Consider the following 5882-nt stretch of genomic DNA (forward strand, 5'->3'; position numbering starts at 1 on the left):
CTTTACCACCGTGCAATCTCCGTTATGAGAGGCGCAACTGCACTTGGAACTTTCGTTTCCTTGAGCGAGAATGAGTCTTACAATGTGGAATACTGGCCATTAGAATTATATAAATTGACACTTGCTCCTGCAGAAGCGGAATTCTCTCGCAAAATTGCTTTCATCACTGGCGGCGCAGGCGGAATCGGCAGCGTAACAGCTCGTCAATTCCTCAAAGAAGGCGCACATGTTGTGCTGGCTGACTTGAATTTGGAAGGCGCACAGAAATTAGCGGCTGAGCTGAACGAGCAATACGGCGAGAACAGAGCTATTGCTGTGAAAATGGATGTAACGAAGGAAGAAGATGTGGAAGCGGCTTACCGCGATTCGATCCTTAGCTACGGCGGTATCGATGTGATCGTGAATAACGCTGGTCTTGCGACGTCAAGTCCTTTTGATGAAACGTCCCTTAAAGAGTGGAATCTGAACATGAACGTTCTCAGCACAGGATATTTCTTGGTAGCTAGAGAAGCTTTTAAAATTATGAAAAAGCAAAGTGTTGGCGGCAGCATGGTATTCGTCGGCTCCAAAAACTCGGTATTTGCAGGTAAAAATGCCTCTGCTTACTCAACAGCGAAAGCTGCTGAAATTCACTTGGCGCGCTGTATCGCAGCTGAAGGCGGCGAATACGGTATTCGCGTGAATTCCGTATTGCCGGATGCGATTCTCCAAGGTTCAGCGATTTGGAATTCCAACTGGCGCAATGAGCGCGCAGCGGCTTACGGCATTGAACCGGATCAACTGGAAGAGCACTACCGCAAAAGAACAACATTGCTTGTTAACATTTTCCCGAAAGACGTTGCGGAAGCCATCGTGTACTTCTCATCTTCCAAAGCTGAGAAAACGACAGGCTGCATGATTACCGTTGACGGTGGCGTTCCAGCAGCATTCACCCGCTAATCCGTACCATATCCATTATCCATAAGGAGGCTATTATCCAATGAGTGATAAAGCATATGCACTGTTTGAAGAGCAGCAAGCAAGTAGAGGTATTGATCTGGCAACTGTAAAAGCCAAGCTGAAGGCCCTCAAAGTAGAAACTCCATCATGGGGTTATGGGGATTCTGGAACTCGCTTCAAAGTGTATAAGCAAAATGGTGTGCCGCGTACTCCTTTCGAGAAATTCGAGGATGCTGCTCAGGTTCATAAACTGACGGGTGTTTGCCCGTCGGTAGCGATTCACATTCCTTGGGATAAAGTGGATGATTACGCGAAGTTGAAGCAGCATGCCGCTGATTTGGGTGTTTCCATCGGTGCGGTGAATCCCAACCTTTTCCAGGAAGATGATTATATCTTCGGAAGTGTGACGAATTCGAACGCAGCGATTCGCCGCAAAGCGACAGATCATTTGCTGGAGTGCGTGGATATCGCCAAAACCGTTGGCTCTGATGTGCTGAGTCTCTGGTTCGCAGACGGTTCCAACTACCCAGGTCAAGTTGACATTCGCGCTCGCAAAACTTGGATGTATGAGTCGCTCAAAGAGATGTACAATGCCATGTCGCCTAACATGCGCATGCTGATTGAATACAAATTCTATGAGCCTGCCTTCTACCACACAGATTTGGCGGATTGGGGCATGGCGTTCAACATGGCGAACAAATTGGGTCCTCAAGCAGAAGTGCTTGTAGACACAGGTCACCACCCGCAAGGCACCAACATTGAGCACATCGTGACCTATTTGTTAGATGAAAATAAACTCGGCGGCTTCCACTTCAATTCCCGCAAATATGGGGATGACGATTTGATCGTAGGCTCCGTGAATCCATACGAATTATTCCTGATTTTCTACCAAATCATTGATGCGGCGAACGATAAAAACCCGCAAATCCGTCAGGCTGCAAATAACATTGCGTACATGATTGATCAAAGCCATAATATTGAGCGTAAAATTCCTGCGATGCTGCGCTCCGTGCTGAACGTTCAAACACAATATGCCAAAGCTCTGCTCATCAACCTTGATGAAGTGAGAGACGCTCAAGAACGTCAAGACGTTCTTGGAGCTGAAGACGCGGTTCGTAAAGCGTTCGAATTCGACGTCACGCCTCTGCTTCAAGCGGTTCGTGAAGAAATCGGCGTGCCGGTTGATCCGATGAAAGCTTACTTAGAAAGCGGCTACGACGAAAGCATTAACGTGCGTGGCAAAGGCGGTGCGAGCTGGTGAGTAAACCCTCAAGCGTTCTGGCCTTTGATTTGGGAGCAAGCAGCGGCAGAGCGATCGTCGGACGCCTTGATTCTGAAGCGGGCCAAGTGACGATCGAGGAAATTCACCGCTTTCCCAATGATCCAGTGAAGGTGGGCAACCATCTTCACTGGGACATTCTACGCTTGTTTCATGAGTTGAAACAAGGTATTTTACAGACGAAGCAGCTAGGTTACACAGATATCGAGAGCTTGGCGATCGATTCCTGGGCGGTAGATTTCGGTCTGCTATCCAAGAACGGCGAGCTGCTAGGCAATCCTTATCATTATCGTGATCATCAGACTGACCATGCGATGGATAAGGTGTTCGCAAAAGTAGGACGCGAAAAGCTTTATGCCAAAACTGGGCTACAGTTCTTGCAATTCAACTCGATTTTTCAACTCGCCGCTATCAAAGAAAGAAATCCAGAACTGCTGGAACGTGCTGAAACGCTGTTGATGATTCCAGATTTGCTTCGTTATTTTCTAACTGGGGAAAAACATAGTGAGTACACGAACGCTACGACCACACAGCTCGTGAATGCGACAACGAAGACGTGGGATGTTGAGCTTCTTGAACAGCTTGAACTTCCAGCCAGCTTGTTGCTGAATCCCGTACCATCAGGTACACGGGTAGGTTCATTAACTGAAGATATCTGCACGGATCTTGACGTTGCTTCGATTCCAGTCATTGCCGTAGGCGAGCATGATACGGCTTCTGCCGTGGTTGCCGTTCCTGCGCTGGACGATCATTTTGCTTTCCTGAGCTGTGGGACTTGGTCCTTGCTTGGGACAGAAACGATGGAACCTGTCTTAACAGAACAGGCCTTAGCTTGGAATTTCACGAACGAAGGCGGCGTGTACGGCACGAATCGTTTGCTGAAGAACATCATGGGACTGTGGTTGATTCAGGAGTGCAAACGGACGTGGGATAAAGAAGGCAAAAACCTCAGCTTTGCCGCTCTCGTCAAGCTTGCTGAGCAGGCGAAGCCTTTCCAATCATTCATCGATCCAGATGACGACATGTTTCTTAATCCGTTGCATATGCCGAAGCAAATTCAGCAGTATTGCCTGGATACACAGCAGGTTGTCCCGCAATCCGAAGGTGAAATCGCACGCTGCATTCTCGAAAGCCTAGCGCTTAAATATCGGTTTGTTCTGGAATGGACCGAGCAGCTTACGGGGGTTACTTACCCTGGGCTTCACATTGTTGGCGGCGGCATTCAGAATGAGCTGCTCTGTCAATTCACTGCGAGCGCTACAGGGCGCGAGGTTTGGGCAGGTCCTGTCGAGGGTAGTGCCTTGGGAAACCTTGTAGTACAATGGATAGCATTAGGGTATATCGCGAATTTGCGCGAAGCCAGGAAGCTGATTCGGAATTCGTTCCCAGTCAAAACGTACATCCCCGAGGATGCTGCGGGTTGGCAGGCAGCGTATGCAACATTTTGTCAGGTGGCGTCCCGATCGAGGATGAAATGAGGGAAGACGATGCTGGTAGCGGAAAGATGGCAGAGAATCGTTCAGTTAGTGAATGAAAGAGGAAGTATTCGTGTGACAGAGCTCAGCGAGTTGTGTCAAGTGACGGAAGAGACGATTCGAAGAGATTTGGATCGGTTAGAAAGCGAAGGCAAGCTGATGCGCAGTCATGGCGGTGCGGTAAGCGTGAAGGAAGCGCAGTCGGAAGTACCTTTCCTGGAAAGGGAAACGGCGCATGCCGATTTCAAGAACGCTATCGCGAAGGAAGCGGTATCGCACATTCGCGAAGGGGACCGGATTATTTTGGATGCCAGCACAACGGCTTGGTATATGGCCAAATTGATTCCGGATATGCAGCTAACCATCCTTACGAATTCGATGAAAGTCGCGCTTGAGGTTAGCGGCAAGGAGAAGATCCAAGTGATATCAACTGGCGGACTTCTCTCGCCAAAGTCGTTGTCCTATGTAGGACCACTAGCAGAGAGATCGCTTGACATGTACCACGTCCATAAGCTTTTCCTGTCTTGCAAAGGGGTTCATATTCAACGCGGCATCAGTGAGTCCAATGAGCTTCAGGCGCTTATTAAGCGCAAGATGATTTCTATCGCTGATGAAACGTATCTGCTAGCCGATCACAGCAAGTTCGGGATGCAGTCTTTGACGCAAGTCGCGGCGTGGCCAGAAATTAAACATGTGATCACAGACGGACAAACCAATAAGGAGGATGTGGACCGCATTCGGGAAAAAGGTGTTCACGTCATCCAATTAGATAAAGAGTAAAAGACATTGTTCCTTCCATCTCCAGTATGTTCTCTTTCGTACTGAGGATGGTTTTTTGTATAGCCACCTGCCTCTGTGGGGGGAACGATGCAGGAAGGGAGTCAGCTGCAACATGAAAGTATCGATGTTCATTACGTGCCTCAGCGATCTTGTCTATCCCAAGGTTGGCGAGTCTATCGTTCATTTACTTGCAAAATACGGAGTCAAGCTAGACTTCCCGGCGATGCAAACCTGCTGCGGCCAGCCCGCGTTCAATAGCGGTTATTGGGATGAGGCGCGAGGCTCTGCAATGACCCTGCTGGCGGCTTTTGAAGACAGCGATTTTGTCATTTCACCTTCGGGTTCCTGCACAAGTATGATTCACCATTATTATCCGAAGCTTTTTGAAAATGATCCTGTGAATCTAGCCCGCGCTAATCGGCTTGTTGAGAAAACCTATGAATTCACACAATTTCTCGTGCAAGTGTTAGGAGTTACGGATGTAGGAGCTGTATTCCCGCATAAAGTGACCTATCATCCATCTTGCCACGGCAGCCGACTGCTGGGGGTTAAGGCTGAACCGATGCAGCTGATGCAAAATGTTCGCGGCATGGAGCTGCTGCCGCTTCCTCATGCGGAGGATTGCTGTGGTTTTGGCGGTACATTTGCGGTGAAAATGTGTGATATTTCCGGGGCGATGGTCTCTGAGAAATCCGATCACGTGCTGGAGACGGAAGCCGAAGTGCTCGTTGGGCTCGACATGGGCTGTTTAATGAATATTGCCGGTAATTTGTCGTTTCGAGGAAAGCCTGTCAAGGTGATGCATCTGGCGGAATTATTAGCTGAGGGAGTGAAACTTGCCCATGAGCGAGCATAAACCTAGCGGGACGGTGAAGGATAGATCCAAGATTGCGCTGAACAATGACTTTTTGCGCAATGCGGTGAAATTCACGACGGAACGATTGAAGAACGGCAAGCTGGCTGCGACTGCCGAACATGGCAATTGGGAAGAGTGGCGTGATCGCGGACGAGAAATTCGACTGCATACGATTGCTCACCTCGACTACTATCTTGGCAAATTTGTTGAAAATGCAAGGGCACAAGGGGTGCACGTTCATTTCGCTRCCGATGCGGCTGATGCGGTTAAGCTAACGATGCAGATTGCCAAGCACAAGAAGGCCAAAAGTGCCGTGAAGTCCAAGTCGATGGTTTCCGAGGAGCTGCACATCAACCGTGCGCTTGAGCAAATCGGCGTAGAAGCGATTGAGACAGACCTTGGGGAATATATCATTCAGCTAGCCGGCGAAACACCTTCGCATATCATTATCCCGGCGATTCACAAAAACCGGTACCAGATCGCGGATCTGCTGTCCGAAGACGCAGGGGAGAAGCTGGAACCTGATACGGGAATTCTGGCCGGATACGTGCGC

The 5882-nt window shown here is 49.2% G+C and carries 6 protein-coding genes; all 6 read left to right on the forward strand.

The features are described 5' to 3' along the window. Positions 1-939 (forward strand): SDR family oxidoreductase (locus AC1DUA_RS19960; protein ID WP_477501436.1); only part of this gene is annotated, 939 nt, incomplete at its 5' end. A 40-nt stretch (positions 940-979) separates the two neighbouring features. Then, complete coding sequence (gene rhaI, locus AC1DUA_RS19965) at positions 980-2200, forward strand: L-rhamnose isomerase (RefSeq protein WP_477501437.1); 1221 nt, start codon at positions 980-982, stop codon at positions 2198-2200. Next, positions 2194-3696, forward strand: coding sequence for a rhamnulokinase (gene rhaB, locus AC1DUA_RS19970; protein WP_477501441.1), 1503 nt, complete (start codon positions 2194-2196; stop codon positions 3694-3696). Before rhaI ends, rhaB begins: the two co-directional genes overlap by 7 nt. Positions 3697-3705: 9 nt before the next feature. Further along, positions 3706-4473, forward strand: coding sequence for a DeoR/GlpR family DNA-binding transcription regulator (locus AC1DUA_RS19975; protein ID WP_477501438.1), 768 nt, complete (start codon positions 3706-3708; stop codon positions 4471-4473). A gap of 112 nt (positions 4474-4585) precedes the next feature. Continuing rightward, positions 4586-5329, forward strand: a complete 744-nt coding sequence (locus AC1DUA_RS19980; RefSeq protein WP_477501439.1) for a (Fe-S)-binding protein — start codon at positions 4586-4588, stop codon at positions 5327-5329. Then, positions 5316-5882 (forward strand): LUD domain-containing protein (locus AC1DUA_RS19985; RefSeq protein WP_477501440.1); only part of this gene is annotated, 567 nt, incomplete at its 3' end. The genes AC1DUA_RS19980 and AC1DUA_RS19985, both read left to right, overlap by 14 nt.

The organism is Paenibacillus sp. 01T422, assembly GCF_056398785.1.

Excerpts from the sequence above, each read along its gene's own strand:
- AC1DUA_RS19980 (WP_477501439.1), top strand. The coding sequence starts at position 4,586 with ATGAAAGTATCGATGTTCATTACGTGCCTCAGCGATCTTGTCTATCCC.
- AC1DUA_RS19975 (WP_477501438.1), top strand. The coding sequence starts at position 3,706 with ATGCTGGTAGCGGAAAGATGGCAGAGAATCGTTCAGTTAGTGAATGAA.
- rhaI (WP_477501437.1), top strand. The coding sequence starts at position 980 with ATGAGTGATAAAGCATATGCACTGTTTGAAGAGCAGCAAGCAAGTAGA.